Source organism: Massilia genomosp. 1 (assembly GCF_011682185.1).
In the GTDB taxonomy this organism is placed as follows: Bacteria; Pseudomonadota; Gammaproteobacteria; order Burkholderiales; family Burkholderiaceae_D; genus Telluria_A; species Telluria_A rubra.
The window spans coordinates 1-14,417 of sequence record NZ_WHJF01000139.1 but is presented as its reverse complement, the minus strand read 5'-3'; the positions used below and the strand labels follow the sequence as shown (position 1 = coordinate 14,417).

14 protein-coding genes are annotated in these 14,417 nt (G+C 66.2%); 9 read left to right on the top strand and 5 right to left on the bottom strand.

Translation table 11 applies throughout. From position 1 onward, the window contains the following. A partial coding sequence (locus F1735_RS30245; protein WP_167240380.1) for a transposase occupies positions 1-127 on the bottom strand: 127 nt, incomplete at its 3' end. A gap of 323 nt (positions 128-450) precedes the next feature. Between F1735_RS30245 and F1735_RS30240 the strand changes: the two genes are divergently transcribed. Next, entirely contained in the window at positions 451-1,269 is an 819-nt protein-coding gene (locus F1735_RS30240; RefSeq protein ID WP_167240377.1) for a hypothetical protein, read from the top strand. Positions 1,270-1,318: 49 nt separating this feature from the next. Here the strand turns inward: F1735_RS30240 and F1735_RS30235 are convergent, their stop codons facing one another. Continuing rightward, positions 1,319-1,678, bottom strand: coding sequence for a hypothetical protein (locus tag F1735_RS30235; RefSeq protein WP_167240376.1), 360 nt, complete (start codon positions 1,676-1,678; stop codon positions 1,319-1,321). A 223-nt stretch (positions 1,679-1,901) separates the two neighbouring features. Here F1735_RS30235 and F1735_RS30230 point away from each other — a divergent pair, with 223 nt between their 5' ends. The 6 genes from F1735_RS30230 (at position 1,902) to F1735_RS30205 (ending at position 7,664) form a co-directional block, all read left to right on the top strand. Beyond that, on the top strand, positions 1,902-2,132 hold the full coding sequence (locus F1735_RS30230; protein WP_167240375.1) for a hypothetical protein: 231 nt from the start codon (positions 1,902-1,904) through the stop codon (positions 2,130-2,132). Positions 2,133-2,263: 131 nt separating this feature from the next. After that, the gene (locus tag F1735_RS30225; protein WP_167240374.1) at positions 2,264-2,818 is read left to right on the top strand and encodes a (2Fe-2S)-binding protein; all 555 of its coding nucleotides are present in this window, start codon (positions 2,264-2,266) and stop codon (positions 2,816-2,818) included. Continuing rightward, positions 2,815-3,843, top strand: coding sequence for an FAD binding domain-containing protein (locus F1735_RS30220; protein ID WP_167240373.1), 1,029 nt, complete (start codon positions 2,815-2,817; stop codon positions 3,841-3,843). The genes F1735_RS30225 and F1735_RS30220 overlap by 4 nt, the downstream gene beginning before the upstream one ends. Continuing rightward, on the top strand, positions 3,840-6,134 hold the full coding sequence (locus tag F1735_RS30215) for a xanthine dehydrogenase family protein molybdopterin-binding subunit (RefSeq protein ID WP_373888606.1): 2,295 nt from the start codon (positions 3,840-3,842) through the stop codon (positions 6,132-6,134). Before F1735_RS30220 ends, F1735_RS30215 begins: the two co-directional genes overlap by 4 nt. A 122-nt stretch (positions 6,135-6,256) precedes the next feature. Further along, positions 6,257-7,102 carry a universal stress protein gene (locus F1735_RS30210; protein ID WP_167240372.1) on the top strand — a complete coding sequence of 282 codons (846 nt, stop codon included), beginning with the start codon at positions 6,257-6,259 and terminating at the stop codon, positions 7,100-7,102. A 118-nt stretch (positions 7,103-7,220) separates the two neighbouring features. Then, positions 7,221-7,664 (top strand): Hsp20/alpha crystallin family protein, encoded by a 444-nt coding sequence (locus F1735_RS30205; RefSeq protein WP_167240371.1) that lies wholly within the window; start codon positions 7,221-7,223, stop codon positions 7,662-7,664. Between the two features lie 33 nt (positions 7,665-7,697). Here F1735_RS30205 and F1735_RS30200 read toward each other — a convergent pair whose 3' ends face one another. Both F1735_RS30200 and F1735_RS30195 read right to left on the bottom strand, forming a co-directional pair. Then, positions 7,698-8,000, bottom strand: coding sequence for a hypothetical protein (locus tag F1735_RS30200; protein ID WP_167240370.1), 303 nt, complete (start codon positions 7,998-8,000; stop codon positions 7,698-7,700). A gap of 133 nt (positions 8,001-8,133) precedes the next feature. After that, positions 8,134-9,561 (bottom strand): RtcB family protein, encoded by a 1,428-nt coding sequence (locus F1735_RS30195; RefSeq protein WP_167240369.1) that lies wholly within the window; start codon positions 9,559-9,561, stop codon positions 8,134-8,136. 233 nt (positions 9,562-9,794) lie between these two features. Here F1735_RS30195 and F1735_RS30190 point away from each other — a divergent pair, with 233 nt between their 5' ends. Next, positions 9,795-10,907 (top strand): ABC transporter substrate-binding protein, encoded by a 1,113-nt coding sequence (locus F1735_RS30190; RefSeq protein WP_373888605.1) that lies wholly within the window; start codon positions 9,795-9,797, stop codon positions 10,905-10,907. Positions 10,908-11,089: 182 nt separating this feature from the next. After that, the gene (locus F1735_RS30185) at positions 11,090-11,668 is read left to right on the top strand and encodes a DUF805 domain-containing protein (protein WP_167240368.1); all 579 of its coding nucleotides are present in this window, start codon (positions 11,090-11,092) and stop codon (positions 11,666-11,668) included. Between the two features lie 24 nt (positions 11,669-11,692). Here F1735_RS30185 and cphA read toward each other — a convergent pair whose 3' ends face one another. Further along, positions 11,693-14,287 carry a cyanophycin synthetase gene (cphA, locus tag F1735_RS30180; protein ID WP_167240367.1) on the bottom strand — a complete coding sequence of 865 codons (2,595 nt, stop codon included), beginning with the start codon at positions 14,285-14,287 and terminating at the stop codon, positions 11,693-11,695. Positions 14,288-14,417 lie beyond the last annotated feature (130 nt).

The following is a 14,417-nucleotide window of genomic DNA, read 5'->3' as shown; positions in this document are numbered from 1 at the left end:
ACATGGGGCAGACGAATCCGTCGCGCCATCGAATCTTTTCCAGTGCCGCTTCGCACTGCGCTTGCGTCCCGTAGAGCTCCATGAATTGCGTCACACTCATGCCCGCCTGAAACTGAACCCGATTCATTGTCGCCATAATCTTCTCCCGCCTGCGCCACCGCGCACGCATATGCAAGGTTGGACACGTAACGGCGACCAAAGTTCAGTTATGCTGAAGATCAGCGCTAATCACCTTAATTATTAACAATATCTCTCTTTCATCATCGCGCATCTTGCGCTACGCAGTTGACATGTCGTAAGTCTCATCATGCGCGCCACGGGCGCCGGCGCAAGGACGCCTGCCGGCGATGGGGCCACCATAGCACCAGGACGGCAGGCTTTCCGCTTGCCCTCCCGTAGCCTGTTCCTGCTCAGGGACAACACCGATGACACCAGATAGAGGAGCACGATATGTTCTCGTCCACCACCACACGGGCGCTGTCGATCAACGCCGCCCTGCTCATCCTGGCCGCATGCGGCGCAGGTGACGGTTCCCAGCGCGCCGGGGAGCCGCAGGCGCCACTGGACCCGGCGCTCGCGCACGACTACGACCACGCGCAGGACAGGGACGATGGGCCCCAGGCGCCGCAACTGCATGCCGATGCCGCCGTGGCCAAGGCGCAGGGCGCACCGTCGGCGCCGCCTGTGGACGTGGCCCCGCTGCCACCCGTGGCCGAGGTCGTCGCCAGCACAGCGGCGCCAGCGGCAGCGCCGGTCGAAGCGATCACCCTGGCCAGTGTGCTGACCCCGCTGATGCCGGCCACCTACAATGTGCCGCCCTACTGGCCGGTCTGGTGGGGAACCGGCAAACCGGTGGACGGGGTTAACTGCCTGGTCAGCGGGAAATTCCATCACCACGTCCTGCTGTCGATCTACAAGGATGGCAAGCGCCTTGGTTTTCCTGATGGCGTAGGCCGGGTGCATGCCGGTTGCTATCACGCCTACGAAATGCATGTGCACGATGCCAGCGGGGTGGTACACATGGAAAGCGATGTGGCGAAAACATTCAAGCTGAGCCAGTGGTTTTCGCTGTGGGGATTGGGCTTGAGCCGGACCGGGACGGCGGGACTGGCGGGGCCGGTGCGTTTCTATATTGTCGATAAGCACCAGATCAAGCGCTATGACGGCAATCCCGCCGATATCGTCATGCTGCCGCACCGCGAAATCCTGATCGTCAGCGGGACGCAGATCGCGACGGTACCGAACTATCAGTGGCCGCCTGGCATTTGAGCCGGCCCGCTTGCGGCAGGTCAGCTATGCAGCCAGGCCGCGCTGCTGTCTAAAGCTTCTGCTGGGCGGCAAAGCCCGCCGTGGCGCCGCCGTAGGGCGCCACTTCCAGGTCGCCAATCCATGGCGGGCATGCGTTCGACAGGCAGCGCTGCTCCCCGGTGCCGCCCAGGGGCTGCTTCAGGATGTCCTTGTGTACCTGCGCGATCGCCGTGCGCAGCAATACTTCGGCCAGCGCCGGGGAGGGCGGATGCTCGTCCTGCGCGCCGCTCAGGGTGAAGGAAAACACCATGCGTGCCGGCCCGTCCGGCGCCGTGATTTCCACCACGCCCATCCCATCCCCGTCAAACTCCACCGCGCCAATGGCCCTGCCAATTCGCTGCGACACGAAGTGGCGTTCATAGCGTTCCATCCCGCCTCCTCAGTTACTAAAAGTGGCCAATTTATCACTGCCGCATGAACTCCGCCAACACCATTACGCAACAGTTGTGTGAGCAAGCAAACGCTCGGTGTCATCAAAACGGGTGTAAATTTCCTAACGGAAAATCATCCATAGCAAAGCGCTATTGGTGGACTTGATTAATCTCGGCTATTGTAAAAATGGGTAGATGGCTCCGACCTGAAAGGCTCACCAATTGAATGCTCCCGATCGTCGCCAATGCGACAACAGCGGCTTGTCCCTCCTGGTCGATCTTGGTGTCACCTACGACCGTACCCTGAGCCGCCAGGTGGCGCTGGCGTACTTCCGCGCGTCCGCCATTCCGCCCGCCGTGGTCGAGCGCGTGCTGCAGGGCGCGTCGACCCGGCGCCTGACCGATTGGGAGCAGTTCCATCTAAACAACAACGTCAAGGGAAGCTGCGGCTGAGCGGTCTTTCTGGCTTGTGACTTGCGCGACACACAAATAGATTACCAATGGTTACGAACGTTCGTTCGCTAACAGACTAAGACGTGCATGATGGATAAAGTTAACTCCCACACAAGCCGAGTCGACAATCCATGGACGCCCATCTCAAGGCCGCGCACGCGCCGGCCGCCCCGACGTATCCCATCAGCCTGCGCATCAACGGCCAGCAGCACCAGGTCGAGGTCGAAGCCTGGGTCACCCTGCTCGACCTGCTGCGCGAGCGCGCCGGCCTGACCGGTACCAAGAAGGGCTGCGATCACGGCCAGTGCGGCGCCTGCACGGTGCTGGTCGGCGGCAAGCGCATCAACTCCTGCCTGACCCTGGCGGTGATGCAGAACGGCAAGGAGATCGTCACGGTGGAAGGCCTGGCCGACGGCGCCAAGCTGCACCCCCTCCAGCAAGCGTTCATCGACCACGACGCCTTCCAGTGCGGTTACTGCACGCCCGGCCAGCTGTGTTCGGCCATCGGCCTGATGCGCGAAGGCGAAGCGTACACGGTGGCCGAGGTGCGCGAGCTGATGAGCGGCAACGTCTGCCGTTGCGGCGCCTATCCGCAGATTGTGGCCGCCGTGACCGAGGTGATGGGCCTGGCCGAACACAAGGACAATCCCGACCGCCCGTACATTCCCGGCACGGTGCCCGCATGAACCCGATCACCTTCCATGCGCCGCAAGCGAGCGCCGACGCGCTGCGCCAGCTCGCCAACGCCAGCGCCGCCGTCATTGCCGGCGGCACCAACCTGGTCGACCTGATGAAAGAGGGCGTGATGCGCCCCGCGAGCCTGGTCGACATCAACAGCCTGCCGCTGGACGCCATCGCGCCCACGGCGCAAGGCGGCCTGCTGCTCGGCGCCACCGCGCGCAATGCCGATACCGCCTACCACCCGCTGGTGCGCACGCGCTACCCGCTGCTGTCGGCGGCGATCCTGGCCGGCGCCTCGCCCCAGATCCGCAACATGGCCACCGATGGCGGCAACCTGCTGCAACGCACGCGCTGCCACTATTTCTACGATACCGCCGTCCCCTGCAACAAGCGCGCGCCGGGCAGCGGGTGTTCGGCCATCGGCGGCCTGACGCGCCAGCACGCCATTCTCGGCGCCAGCGAGCATTGCATCGCCACCCACCCGTCCGACATGTGCGTGGCGCTGGCGGCGCTCGGCGCGCTGGTCCACGCCAGTTCCGGGCAGGGCGAACGGCGCATCGACTTTGCCGACTTCCACCGCCTGCCGGGCGCCAGTCCAGAGCGCGACAACACCCTGCTGCCCGGTGAGCTGATCACCGCCATCGAACTGCCGCCCGGCGCGGAGTTTGCCGCCCACTCGGCCTACCTCAAGTTGCGCGACCGCGCGTCGTATGCCTTTGCGCTGGTGTCGGTCGCCGCCGCGCTCGACATCGGGCCGGACGGCGTCGTGCGCGCCGCCCGCGTGGCGCTGGGCAGCGTGGCCCACAAACCGTGGCGCGTGCCGGCCGCCGAGGCGCTGCTGGTGGGCCAACGCGCCGACAGCGCGCTGTTTGACGCCTGCGCCGCGCTGCTGCTGGCGGGCGCGCGCGGCCAGGGACAAAACGATTTCAAGATTCCGATGGCGCGCCGCGCGGTCGTGCGCGCGCTCGAACAAGCCGCCGCCGGCACCATCGACAACATGCATGCACCGGACACCAAGGAGTCACTGTGACCGACCTGATTGAAGCACTGCGCACGCCGGTCGCCGACGAAGGCACCGGCCCCGTCACCATCGGCATGGCCGTCTCGCGCGTCGATGGCCGCGACAAGGTCACCGGCCAGGCGCGCTACGCCGCCGAACACCCGGCCGCGCATCCAGCCGATCCGCTGTTATACGGCGTGGTCGTCAGCGGCGCCGTCACCAAGGGACGCATCGCCTCCATCGATTGCGCCGGCGCGCTCGCCGTGCCTGGCGTGGTCGATGTGATCACCCACGAAAACCGTCCGCGCCTGCGCTCCTTCGACCTGTTTTACAAGGACATGACAGCCCCCGGCGGCTCGCCATTTCGCCCGCTCTACGACGACAGGATCCACAGCAGCGGCCAGCCGGTCGCGCTGGTGGTGGCCGAGACGTTCGAAGCGGCGCGCTATGGCGCTTCGCTGGTGCAGATTGCCTGCGAAGTCGAACAACACCAAACGAGCCTGCTGCGGAACATGGAGCACAGCCACAAGCCGAGCCGCCTGAAGGCCGGCTACACGCCGCCGCCCGAGCCGAAAGGCTTTGCCGACGAGATGTGGGACAAGGCCGTGGTGCGGATCGAAGGCGAGTATTACAGCGGCGTGGAGCACCACAACCCGCTCGAAATGTTCGCCTCGACCGTGGTGCGCGGCGCTGACGGCCACCTGACCATCTACGACAAGACCCAGAGCTCGCAAAACAGCCGCTGGTATGTGTCGCACGTATTCGGGCTGTCCAAGGACAAGGTCACCGTGCGCAACCCGTACGTGGGCGGCGCCTTCGGTTCCGGCCTGCGCCCGCAATACCAGCTGGCGCTGGCCGTGATGGCCGCCCTCAAGCTGGAACGCTCGGTGCGCGTGGTGCTCACGCGCCAGCAGATGTTCAGCTTCGGGCACCGTCCCGAAACCATCCAGCGCGTGCGCCTGGGCGCGCGTCCGGACGGCGCCCTGACCTCCATCATCCACGAAGCGCTGGCCGAAACCTCGCGCAACGAGGACTACGTGGAAGTGGTGGTCAACTGGTCGGGCCAGCTGTACGCGTGCGAGCACATCCGCCTCGGCTACAAGCTGGTCGCCCTGGACCGCTTCAGTCCCATGGACATGCGCGCCCCGGGCGCCGCGCACGGCGTGCATGCGCTCGAAGTGGCGATGGATGAACTGTCGTACGAGCTGAAAATGGACCCGCTGGCGCTGCGCCTGAAAAACTATGCCGACATCGATCCCACCGACGGCCTGCCGTATTCGACCAAGGAGCTGCGCGCCTGCTACGAGCAGGGTGCGCAGCGCTTCGGCTGGCACCAGCGCCCGCTTGAAGCGCGCGCCATGCGCGAAGGCCACGAATTGATCGGCTGGGGCATGGCCAGCGGCATGTGGGACGCGATGCAAATGTTCGCGCGCGCCAGCGCCGTGCTGCACGCCGACGGCAAGCTGGTCGTCTCGAGCGCGGCCACCGACATCGGCACCGGCACCTACACGGCGATGTGCATCATCGCCGCCGACGCCATGGGCATGCCGCTCGAGCGGGTGCGCTTCCAGCTCGGCGACTCGACCTTGCCGGTCGCGCCGGTCGAAGGCGGATCGTCGCACGTGGCCACGGTCGGTTCGGCGGTGCAGGGCGTGTGCGACAAGCTGAAAAAAACCTTGTTCAAGCTGGCCCGCAAAATGCCCGATTCACCGTTCGCCAAGGTCGGTATCGAGGATGCCGACTTTGTCGCCGGCGGCCTGCGCCTGCGCGCGCAACCGGCGCACATCGTGTCCTTGCAAGCGATCCTGGCGTCCGACGGCGCCGAACGCCTGGAAGAAAAATACATGATGCTGCCGAATATGCTCAAGCAGCAGAAGTACCTGCGCGCCACCCACTCGGCGGTGTTCGTGGAGGTGCGCGTCGATGAAGCGTTCGGGACGGTCCGCGTGACGCGCGTGGTCAGCGCCATCGCGGCCGGGCGCATCATCAACGCCAAGGCGGCGCGCAGCCAGATCGTCGGCGGCGTGGTCTGGGGCATCGGCCAGGCGCTGCACGAAGAAACCCGGTCCGACGACCGGCTGGGCCGCTTCATGAACCACAACCTGGGCGAATATCACGTGTCGGTCAACGCCGACATCCACGATATCGATGTGCTGTTCGTGGAGGAGGATGACCGCATCGTCAGCCGTCTCGGCGCCAAGGGCGTGGGCGAAATCGGCCAGGTGGGCGTGGCGGCGGCGGTCTGCAACGCGATTTACCACGCCACCGGCCGCCGCGTGCGCAGCACGCCGATGACGCCCGATAAGGTGATGGCGCCGTAAGCAGCCCGTCGGCGCGCGACAGCAGGCGCGCCGATTGGTTCGGACGCGCACCATGATTCGTCTCATGCCCCGGCCTGTCCCGCGTCATACAGTAAAGGCAGATCCGGGGAGGCGCAATCATCATGAGCTACAAGACGATCGTCGTGCATGTGGGCGACGAACCCAACGCCGGCGCATGCTACGCCTACGCGGCCGAGCTGGCGCAGAGGGAACAGGCCCACCTTATCGGGCTGGCCAGTAGCGACGTCTCGCGCTTCCTGCGCGAGGCCGTTGCCACCAACAATGTAAGCCCGTCCATCGCGCCCGTGCTCGAGACGCTGCGCGAACGCACCGCATCGGCGCTCGACCAGTTCGAACGCGTCGTGGCCAGCTTTGCGCTGGCCGGCTTCGAACGGCGCGCGGTCGACGACGAGCCGCGCGTGAGCCTGGGCGCGCTGGCGCGCTACTGCGACTTGTGCGTCCTGGGCCAGGCCGATGCGGTGCGCGGCGCATCGCTGCCGTCAGCGGGGCTGGCGGCCGACGTGGCCAAGGCCAGCGGGGCGCCAATGCTGCTGGTGCCGCACGCGCAGGCGCCGGCCTGGCCGATCCGGCGCATCCTGCTCGGCTGGAACGGCAGCCGCGAAGCGGGGCGCGCCATGCGCTTCGCCTTGCCGCTGTTGCGGCGCGCCAGCGCGGTCGATGTGGCGATCCTCGACGCCGGCTCGCTCCAGAGTGGGGGCGGCGCCAGCCTGCGTCCGGTAACGGCCATCGGCCAGGCCCTGGCGCGCCACGGTGTGCGGGCCGAGATGGTGCTGCGCGACGACGCGGGCAACGCCGGCGCGGCCTTGCTGGCGCTGGCCGCCGAACGCGGGGCGGACTTGCTGGTCATGGGCTGCTGCGGGCACTCGCGCCTGCGCGAACTGCTGCGCGGCGGCGCCACCCGCACGGTGCTCAAGTCGATGACGCTGCCGGTGTTCATGGCGGCGTGACGCCGCCTGGCTCATATGCCCGGCGCCGGCGTCTTGTGCCGCCGCCAATCCGGCGCAGCAAGGCGGCCCTTCACCGCCGCCGGTCCGCAATCCGAATAAGCCAAAGAAGGAGAACGCGATGGCCAATCCTCTTACCCGTTTCGACCCCGGCACCCAGATCAGCCGGCTGGACCCGTTCCGCAATGTCGAGAGCCTGTTCAACGCCTTCGACCTGATGCGCCCCTTGCGCGTGTTCGACAGCGAAGCGATCCGCATGGATGTCAGCGAAACCGGCCAGGCTTTCGTGGTCCGGGCCGACATGCCGGGCGTAAAAAAGGAAGACGTCAAGGTCGCGATTGACGGCAACGAAGTCACCATCAGCGCCGATGTCACCGGGGAGCAGGAGCACAAGGAAGGCAGCAGCATGTGGCGCGAGCGCTTCCACGGCCAGCAGTTCCGCAGCTTCACCTTGCCTCAGCAGGTGGACGACGAGAAGGCGACGGCAACCTGCCGTGACGGCGTGCTCGAGCTGACCTTGCCCAAGAGGCCGGGTGGCGGCGCCAAACGCCTGGCCGTCCAGTAGCAAACGGCAGGGCGCACAGGCGCTGGCGCGCTGTCAACGCTCCGGATTCTTGTCGCACTGCTCCCAGGCGATGTTGCGTATTTCTTCGAACGATTTGCCGGTGCCATGCACGCAGACGGCATCGAGCATGGATTCGACCTGCGGCGCGGAACCGGTTTTAAGATCCGTCCCGCTCATCGCTGCACGAACCTCGTCGCGCGTGGCGCCCTTGTCGCGACGAAGTGCAATGCCGGCGACGGTATTGGCCTGCATGCCGCAATCGATACTGCGGCGGTTCTCCTTGTACACCCTGGCGAACAGCACGCCGCCGACGATCGCGGCGACGAGGACTGACAAAAGCGCTATTTTCATGAACCGGTATTGTCGAGTTAGAGATGGAAAATTCTAGTTTGGCAAATTTGCCGTCACTGTTATGACGGGCCCTGGGAATCCGCGAGCCCGCGTGCCGCTCCGGCTGCCGACAGTACTCTCACGCCTTGAACGTCAGCAGCGGCGACAAGCGCGCGATCGGGCGCACCAGGCCTTCCTCGACCTGGGAGGTGATGACCGGCCCGATCGGCTTGTACGCGCCGGGCGCCTCTTCGATGCGTCGCTCTTCGCGCAAGGTGATGCATTCGAACGGCCGCTGCCCGCCGGCCTGGCCATCGTGCTTCGACTTCCAGGCCATCTCCATGCGCGAGACAGCCCGTCCCGCGCCATGGCTGGCCGAACTGGCCCAGCGTTCGTGCCCGAGTCCATCGAGCAGGTAGGAGTCGTCGCCCATCGAGCCGGGAATGAGCAGGGCTTGCCCGGTATGCGCCGGCGTGGCGCCCTTGCGATGCACATTGCCGCCCGCTTCACTGAGCACGATATTGTGCGGCACGTCGCATACCAGCGGCATCGCCTGGTCGCCGAACACCTGGCGAATGCGCTGGCGCACCAGTTCCACGATCAGCGCCCGGTTGGCGTCGGCGTAGTGGGCGGCGGCGTGCATCGCCGTCAGGTACTCGGCCGCCAGCGGCCCGCACAGGCCATACAGGCCGGACTCGGGATGCTTGACGCCGGCCGGCCATTCGGACCTGGCGCGGTCCATCCAGCGCGTGCCGATGTACGAGCCCACATCGCGCGAGCCGGTATGCACCATCAGCGCCAGTTGGCCCGGGCGCACGCCCAGCTCGAAGGCGCGGTGGCGCTCCAGCACCTGCGCCACGTACTGAAACTCGCAGAAGTGGTTGCCCGCGCCGAGCGTGGCCAGGCCCGGGTCGCGCAGCAGGCCGCGCCGGGTATCTTGCAGCGCTTCGGGCGCGCAGGCGGGATTGCCCTTGACGTGCGAGGCGTAAAACAGGCGCGCCGTTTCCGCTTCGACCTGGGCGAAGTCGATTTTGTCGAACAAGCCTTCGCGCGTGTTGCGCATGGCGCGCCAGAAGGCGCCCAGGCCGTCGGCAAACAGCGCCGTCATGGCGGCCGGCGTGGTCGGCACATTGCGGGCGGCTTCGAGCAGGTCGCCCTTGAGCAGCGCCACCAGGCGTTCCTTGTGCGCCAAAAAGCGCTCCAGCGGCACGTCGATCGCGTGCAGGCGCATGCCGCAGTTGATGTCGCGCCCGATCGATTCGGGCACCACGAAGTCGTGGTTGGTGACCAGGATGCTGCCGACCGGTACCGGCGCGCCGGGATGGAAGTCGGGCGTGGCGCAGGCGCGGCACACGTGCCCGCCGAGCGGGTGGCGCATGCCGGCGAACGCCAGCAACTGGCTGACCGCTTTCGCTTCGAGCGGCAGGCTCTCGGGCAGCAGGATTTCGGCGTACACGTCGGCGCGCACGGTCGATCGTACGCGCAGGATATTGCCTTCGCGTTCGGCGACAATATTGTGGGAGGCGAGGGCTTTGGCCAGTCGTTTGGCCGATACGGTAGTGCTCATTTTTGGCTGCTTTCTGTAGACGAAGAAAAACGCACCTTCGAAAAGGCGGTTTCTTCAGAGGCAGCAGCCAATACAAGGAAGAACGCGGATTATATCAGCTAACAGCGCAGCCAAACACGGCGATGTGGCATTTTCGATATTGTTGAGATGAAAATGGAATCAATGTTGCACCGCGTCATCACCCTGTCATACCTGTTGCGTACCATTGCGGTTTTCATCCCCGAGAGTCGACCGTGAAGTCCTGTATCCGTGCCCTGTGGCTGGCAATGAGCGTCTGTGTAACCCTGCTGGCCACCAGCGCGACCGCCTCCGCGCAAATCGTGATTGGCCACGCCATCGACCTGTCCGGTCCGAACGGCGCCATCGGCCGCGATTACGTGGCCGGCATCACCACCTATTTCGACAGCGTCAACGTCAAGGGCGGCATCAATGGCAAGAAGATCGTCTACACCGTGCGCGACGATCGCGGCGTGGCGGCCGATTCGGCCAGGCTGGCCACGTCCCTGATCCAGCAGGACCGGGTCAGCTACCTGCTGGGCGCCATCGGCCCGGAGTCGACCCAGGCCATCCTGGCGGCGCCGGCCTTCGCCGACTCGCGCCACGTGCTGTTTGCGCCGCTGACGGACGCCTTCGCGGCGCCGCGCGGGCGCGTGATCTTCTGGCGACCGAGCATGGAGCACGAGTGCCAGTTCATCCTCGCTTACTTCGACAAGCTGGGGCTGAAAAAAGTCGGCATCGTGTTGCAGGACACGCCGCAAAACCAGAAGACGTACAAGATGGTGACCGACGAATTGCGCAAGCGCGGCATGACCCTGGCGGGCACGGTGCGCGTCTCGCCCAATATCGACGCCGACGCCAGGCAGTTAAGCGCGGCGGGCGCCAAGGTGGTCTTGATGATCGCCGATACCATCGGCGCCTCGCAGTTCCTCAAGGCTTTCCGCAAGCATGACGCCAGCACCTTTGTGGCCGGCACCTCGCTGATCAACCTGGCGACGCTGAGCGAAATCGCCGGCGCCCGCGCCACCGAGTGGACCGTGTTTTCGCAGGTGGTGCCCAATCCGGGCAGCACCGCTTCGGTACTGCAGTCCGAGCATATCGACATGATGAAGAAATTCCGCGACGAGCCGGTATCGGCCATTACGCTCGAAGGTTTCGCGGTCGCCAAGACGCTGGTCAAGGTGATCCAGATGGAGGCGGCCGGAAAAGGCGGCTTGCAAACCATCGCCGCCAGCCGCGCCCCGATCGACATCGGCGGCATGACGATCCAGTCGTCCGACCGCAAGAGCACCATGTCCGAATTCGTCGATATCGCCTTGTTCAAGCGGGACGGCCGCCTGATGTACTGACTGGGGCCGGGTGCGGCATCCCGGGGACCTCGAAAAACCTGCTGCCCGGCGCAATTTTCGAGGCCCCCTGTCTGCGGCGAGTTGAAACAAGCCAAGTTGGCGTCAAATTGTTACAATCGCAACCGCGATTGCCAATCTGCTGACGCGTTCCTTCAACTTGATCCAACTCTCCCGAGCGCCAATTGGATAATCCTTACACCGCCCCCCAAAACCCCATCGATGCGCCAGCGACCGAGGCCGTCACCTACCAGCCCGCCATGCTTGGCATGCGCGGCCGCATCGGACGCATGCGCTACCTCGTCTATGGAACGGTCGTTCCCATGCTGGCGCTGTTGGCGGCCTTAGGGCTATTCATGCTGCTGCCTTCGGACTGGCCAATTGGCTACCTGTTCATCATGGCCACGCCGCTCAGCGTTGCCATGCTGGTTGCGCAGCGGCGTTTGTACGATCTGGGCCGGGCTGCCGGATGGTCAACCCTTTTGTTAGTCCCCGTGCTCAATATCGGATTGGCGATCTACCTGCTTTTTGTTCCCGGTGACGCCGGCCTCAACCGTTTCGGCCCGGCACCGCAAGCGAATCCCAAGGAGGTGGTGCTGTCGGCCTATGCGCTCATGATTGCGTACGCGCTGTGTGCCGTGATCGGCATGTCGACTCACGAGCAACTCGAGGCAACCATCAAGGCTGCGCTCGAACGTGCCGGGTACGTCGTCGACGAAGTCCCGGCGCTCGACCAGCTGCCGGCGCTCGACGATGCCGAGTGATCGCGGCGCAGGCCAGTCGCCACCTTATTCGAGCGGGACGGTCGCCTGAGGTACCGGGGCTGTCGCCGGTGCGGCGGGCGCCGGATCGACATGGCGCGCCATTTCGCGCTGGGCGGTGGCGCTTGACCCGCAGGCGAACAGCAGCACGTCGCCCGGCCGGCAGGAGGCCATCGCCGCCGTAAAGGCGTCGCTGACCGGCACGATCGCGTGCAGCAGATGTTCTTCCTTGCCGGCGCGGCGCGCGCCGTCGAGGATCTTTTCCGCCGTCTCGCCGCTGGCGCGCCCGCGCGGGTCGGCTTCGTACACGAACAGTTCATCGAAACCTTCGGCGCAGGTCTGGCCGATGTCGAGCAGGTCGGCTTCGCGCCGGTCGCCGGGGCAGGTGAGCAGCGCGATGCGCCGTCCGCCCGAGAGCGACTGCGCCATCGACGCCATGGCCGCGTAGGCGGCCGGGTTGTGCGCGTAGTCGAGCACGATGGTGACGCCTTGCGCGCTGTAGATGTTCGAGCGCAGCGGGTTGTTGTCGCGGTCCGATACAAAGCTCGACAAGGCCAGCGCGATCTGCGCATGGGTAAAATCGGCCCCCATCAGCGCGGCCGCCGCGGCCAGGCCGTTGGCGATGTTGTAGCGCGCGTGTCCCCGCATGCTCGACGGCATGCGCTCGGCGCACAGCAAGCCGGCCCTGCGCGAGCCGTCGGCCAGGATCAGCGCATTGTCCTGGTAGTAGGCGGCGCGCCCGCCGTTATCGAGGTGGCGCAGCAGGACCGGGTTTTCCGGCTCCATCGAAAAGAAGATGCGCTCCACATCGGCCGGAACCTGTGCGCTCATCGCCACGCACAGGTGGTCGTCGGCATTGAGCACCACCGCGCGCGAGGCGGCGTTGGCCACCACCGCTTTCACGCTTGCCAGTTCGGCCAGGCTGTCCACGCCGTCCAGCCCCAGGTGGTCGGCCGACACGTTCAGCACCACCGCCACCGCGCAGCGATCGAACGCCAGGCCGCGCTTGAGGATGCCGCCGCGCGCCGTTTCCAGTACCGCCAGATCGACCGTCGGCGTGGTCAAGAGGGTGCGCGCCGAATGGTAGCCGGCGCAGTCGCCGTCGATGATCCGGTGGCCGTCGATGAAAACGCCTTCGGTGGTGGTCACGCCCGTGCAAAGGCCCGCCAGGCGCGCCGCGTGCGCGATCATCAGCGACGTTGTGGTCTTGCCGTTGGTGCCGGTGACCGCAATGACGGGAATGCGCCCGTCGCCCTGGCCGAACATGGCCTCCACGATGGCCTCGCCGGCGTTGCGGGCCAGGCCCCGGCTCGGATACTCGTGCATGCGGATGCCGGGCGCCGCATTGACTTCGATCAGGGCGCCGCGCTGCTCGCGCAGGCACAGCGAAATATCGCCGCAGATGACATCGATGCCCGCCACATCCAGGCCGATGATCCGCGCCGCGCGGATGCACATCTCGCGCGTGGAGGGGTGTACCAGGCCGGTCACGTCTTCGGCGGTGCCGCCGGTGGACAGGTTGGCGTTCCCGCGCAGTTGCACCTCGACGCCGGCGGGCACCACGGTCTCTGGCGTACACCCCTGTTCCGCCAGCAGCGCCAGCGCCAGGTCGTCGAGCCGCAGGCGCGTGAGGATGTTGGCGTGGCCCTCGCCACGGGCCGGATTGCGGTTTTCGCGATCGACCAGCTCCTGCACGGTGGCCGCGCCATCGCCGCTGATGGCGGGCGGGCGGCGCAGCGAGGCGGCGGCGAGTTTGCCGCCGGTGACCAGCAGGCGGTAGTCGCGCCCCGCGATGAAGCGCTCGACGATGACGCGGCGAGCGTACTGGCGCGCGAAATCGAAGGCGGTGCGCACGCTGTCGGCATCGCCGCATTCGGTGGTGACGCCCTTGCCCTGGTTGCCGTCGAGCGGCTTGACGGTGACCGGGAAGCGCAGGCGCGCCGCCAGCGCCACCGCTTCATCGGCGCTGGCGGCCACGCCGCCTTTGGGTACCGGGATGCCGCCTTGTTCCAGCAAGGTCTTGGTCAACTGCTTGTTGCTGGCGATGCCGACCGCGATGGTGGAGGTGGCGCCGGTGACGGTCGCCTGCAGGCGCTGCTGGCGGCTGCCCCAGCCCAGCTGGAACAGGTTGGCTTCGTCGCTCAGGCGCACCGTGGGAATGCCGCGCGCCTGCGCCGCGCGCACCACCGCCGCCGTGCTGGTGCCCACGGCGCCGCGTTTGGCCACGTCGCGCAGCGCGTCGAGCCGTTCGCTCCAGTCGTGCGCTTCGGCGCGCGCCGCCGCCCGCACCATGTCGAGCGCCAGCGCCATTGCCTCGACGCCGACTTGCTCGCGCTGGTAAGCGACGACAATGCGCCAGCGCATCTCATCGACCTGGCTGGTCAGGGCGAAGCTGACCGGCGTGCCGGCCAGGCCTTGCAGCTCCAGGGCCGCTTGTTCGGCCGCGTGTACGAGCGTGGTAAAGCCGCGCCGGCCGGCCAGGCCGGGCAACTGCGCCAGCAAGGCGTCGGCGAAGCCGGGAGCGCTGGCGTACGCATCGCCGGTGTCGATCACGGTTTGCAGGCAGGTCAGCCGGGACCAGCGATTGGGGCCGCGCAGCACGCGCTGTTCGATGATGTTCATATATCTAGCCTGAATTTTGCACAAAAAAGGGCAAGAATGCCGTAAGTGATTGATAGAATGGGAGTTATCTAAAAACCTACCCTATCAGCACGAACACACCTTGCCCGACATGAATTCTACCCCAGAGCAG

What these genes read in the sequence shown, in the direction of transcription:
- F1735_RS30235 (WP_167240376.1), bottom strand. Translation starts at nt 1,678, where the DNA reads ATGGAACGCTATGAACGCCACTTCGTGTCGCAGCGAATTGGCAGGGCC.
- F1735_RS30225 (WP_167240374.1), top strand. Translation starts at nt 2,264, where the DNA reads ATGGACGCCCATCTCAAGGCCGCGCACGCGCCGGCCGCCCCGACGTAT.
- F1735_RS30210 (WP_167240372.1), top strand. Translation starts at nt 6,257, where the DNA reads ATGAGCTACAAGACGATCGTCGTGCATGTGGGCGACGAACCCAACGCC.
- cphA (WP_167240367.1), bottom strand. Translation starts at nt 14,287, where the DNA reads ATGAACATCATCGAACAGCGCGTGCTGCGCGGCCCCAATCGCTGGTCC.
- F1735_RS30240 (WP_167240377.1), top strand. Translation starts at nt 451, where the DNA reads ATGTTCTCGTCCACCACCACACGGGCGCTGTCGATCAACGCCGCCCTG.
- F1735_RS30220 (WP_167240373.1), top strand. Translation starts at nt 2,815, where the DNA reads ATGAACCCGATCACCTTCCATGCGCCGCAAGCGAGCGCCGACGCGCTG.
- F1735_RS30195 (WP_167240369.1), bottom strand. Translation starts at nt 9,561, where the DNA reads ATGAGCACTACCGTATCGGCCAAACGACTGGCCAAAGCCCTCGCCTCC.
- F1735_RS30205 (WP_167240371.1), top strand. Translation starts at nt 7,221, where the DNA reads ATGGCCAATCCTCTTACCCGTTTCGACCCCGGCACCCAGATCAGCCGG.